The organism is Roseomonas sp. 18066, assembly GCF_902706185.1.
In the GTDB taxonomy this organism is placed as follows: Bacteria; Pseudomonadota; Alphaproteobacteria; order Acetobacterales; family Acetobacteraceae; genus Pseudoroseomonas.
The window spans coordinates 1-2,793 of the sequence record NZ_CACSJM010000282.1 but is presented as its reverse complement, the minus strand read 5'-3'; the positions used below and the strand labels follow the sequence as shown (position 1 = coordinate 2,793).

The 2,793-nt window shown below is 69.3% G+C and carries 2 protein-coding genes; both read right to left on the bottom strand.

Annotation, left to right across the window (positions count from 1 at the left end; all coding sequences use genetic code 11):
- Window positions 1-33 precede the first annotated feature (33 nt).
- Window positions 34-1,587 (bottom strand): UxaA family hydrolase, encoded by a 1,554-nt coding sequence (locus GVN67_RS28600; protein ID WP_200845439.1) that lies wholly within the window; start codon window positions 1,585-1,587, stop codon window positions 34-36.
- Between the two features lie 118 nt (window positions 1,588-1,705).
- On the bottom strand, window positions 1,706-2,793 hold a 1,088-nt coding region (locus tag GVN67_RS28595), incomplete at its 5' end, for an Ldh family oxidoreductase (protein ID WP_235035604.1).

The following is a 2,793-nucleotide window of genomic DNA, read 5'->3' as shown; positions in this document are numbered from 1 at the left end:
GGGGGATAGTATCCCCCCGGACCCCGCCTTCAGTCAGCCAGTAATACCAATGATCCAAGGCGCGAACTCGTGGCGGCCCAGGCCGAGCTCCTCGCTCTTGGTGGCCTCGCCAGAGGCCACGCGCAGGATGTGCTCGAAAATCTTCTGGCCCATCTCCTGCAAGGACGCAGTGCCGTCCAGGATCTCGCCGCAGTTGATGTCCATGTCCTCCTCCAGCCGGCGATACATCGGCGTGTTGGTGGCCAGCTTCACCGACGGCACCGGCTTGCAGCCGAACATCGAGCCGCGCCCCGTGGTGAAGCACACCACATTGGCACCCCCCGCGATCTGCCCCGTCGCCGAGACCGGGTCGAAGCCCGGGCTGTCCATGAAGACGAAGCCCTTCGTCGTCACCGGCTCGGCGTAGCGATAGACCTCCATGAGCGGGCCGGTGCCGCCCTTCATCGACGAGCCCAGCGACTTCTCGAAGATATTGGCCAGGCCGCCGGCCTGGTTGCCCGGGCTGACCACGCCGTTGATCTGCGTGTCGCGGCCGAGCGCGTAGTCGTCCTTCCACCAGCGGATGCGCTCGATCAGCTTCTCGGCGACCTCGGTGCTGGCGGCGCGGCGGGTCAGGGTATGCTCGACGCCGTAGATCTCGGGTGTCTCGGACAGGATGGCGGTGCCGCCATGCCGGGTCAGGATGTCCATCGCATGGCCCAGCGCCGGGTTGGCGGTGATGGACGAGAAGCCGTCCGAGCCGCCGCATTGCAGGCCGACGCTGATATGGCTGGCGGAGACCGGCTCGCGGGAGACCTTGTTGGCCTCGGCCAGCATCTCGCGCACCATGGCGATGCCGGCATCGATGCTCTTCCGGGTGCCGCCGATATCCTGCATGGCGAAATGGCGCAGCTTCGGCCCGGCCTGCAGCCCCTGCTCCTTCACCAGCCCGTCGATCTGGTTGCGCTCGCAGCCCAGGCCGATGACGATGACGCCGTAGATATTCGGGTGGCGGATATAGCCGGCCAGCGTCCGGCGCAGCAGCTGCATCGGCTCGCCCGACAGCTCCATGCCGCAGCCGGTCTGGTGGGTGAAGGCGGCGACGCCGTCGACATTGGGGAATTCCGCCATGCGCTCGGCGGTGAAGTGGTCGGAGATCGACTGCACCACGGTCGCCGAGCAGTTCACCGTCGAGACGATGCCGATGTAGTTGCGGGTCGCCACCCTTCCGTCCTCGCGGACGATGCCCTGGAAGGTGGCGCGCTCGGCTTCGGGGACCATGGCCAGCGGCTCGTAATCGGCGCCGATGGCGTAGTCGCGGTCGAATTCGGTGAAGGTGATGTTGTGGCCGTGCAGCATGGTGCCGGCGGGGGTGTCTTCCGCGGCGAAGCCGATGGTGACGTTGTATTTCAGGATCGGCTCGCCCTTGCGCAGGTAGCGGGTGGCCAGCTTGTAGCCGGGCTTGACCGCTTCGCGCGCCAGCATGTTCTCGCCGGGGATGGAGGTGCCGGCCTCGACGGGGATCCGGGCGACGACGACGTTGTCATTCGGGTGCAGGCGGATGACGGGGCCGTTCAGCCGTTTGGCCGAGAGATCGATGATCGACATTTTTTTGTCTGATTTCCTGGGACGTTCTTGTTCTGCTGTGTAGCACCCTGCGTGGGGCGGGCGCTCTTTCTGACAAAAATAGAAGGGGGCGTGGGGGGATACTCCCCCCGCTGCTTGCTTAAATTGCCTCTGGCAGGGTGACGCCCACCTTGGCCGCGATCGGCTTCAGCGCGTCCATGATCCCCGCCGCGAGGGGCACGCCCTCGTTCAGCGCCTGGTCGCGATGCTTCAGCCCCTTCTCCCCCGGCAGCCGCACGGGCGGCAGCCCTGGCCGGGGCGCGGCCGCGCGGCAGGCGGCGGCGGTGTGCCCGGTCTGGCGGGTGAAGGCGTCGAGGCCGGCGAAGGCTTCCGGGTCGATCACCTGCAGGAAGACGCCGGCGATCATGCCGGCCGGCTTCTCGACGCGGCCGTAGCCGGCCAGGCCCTGGGTCAGGGCCTCGGTCATCAGCGCCCAGCCATAGCCTTTCTGGCCGTGGTCGATGCCGCCGGCGGGCAGGATGGTGCCGCCCTGGGTGATGGCGGCGGGGTCGTCGGTGGGGTTGCCCTCGGCGTCGAGCAGCCACTTCTGGGGAAACCGGCCGCCCTGGGCGATCAGCCGCAGGCTCATGTTGTTGGTGGTGATCGAGGCGCTGACATCGGTCACCACCGGCACGCCGCCGGTCGGGAAGCCGGCCGAGACCGGGTCCGGGGCAAGCACGCCCTGGCGCGCGCCGAAGGGGGCGACGCTGGCGGTGCCGGGGGCGCTGCTGTGCAGGATGGCCATCATGCCCTGGGCGGCGGCGCGGGCCGGGTAGACCGCCAGGCAGCCGATATGGTGGCTGTTGCCGATGGCGATGCTGGCGGTGCCGTGGATCCGGGCGCGCGCGATGCCGATGTCCAGCGCCTTCATGGTCAGCCAGCCGCCGGGCAGGCCGCGGCCGTTCCAGGTCAGGCAGGCGCCGCGGTCGTTGATCACCTCCGGCTCGCCGTCGGTGGCCATGCGGCCGGCGGCCAGGTCGTCGAGGTATTTCGGCAGCAGGCCGAGGCCGTGGGTGATGTGGCCCATCAGGTCGGATTCGACCAGGACCTCGGCCATGACGGCGGCCTTGTCGGCGGGCACGCCATGGGCGGCGAAAAGGGCGGCGGCGGCGTCGCGCAGCGGGCCGGCGGCGTAGCGCGGCAGGGTGGCGAGGTCGGCGGGGGCGGCGGCGCTCATGCGGCCCGGCC

Coding starts and splice junctions, on each gene's coding strand:
- GVN67_RS28600 (WP_200845439.1), bottom strand. CDS start 1,587: ATGTCGATCATCGATCTCTCGGCCAAACGGCTGAACGGCCCCGTCATC.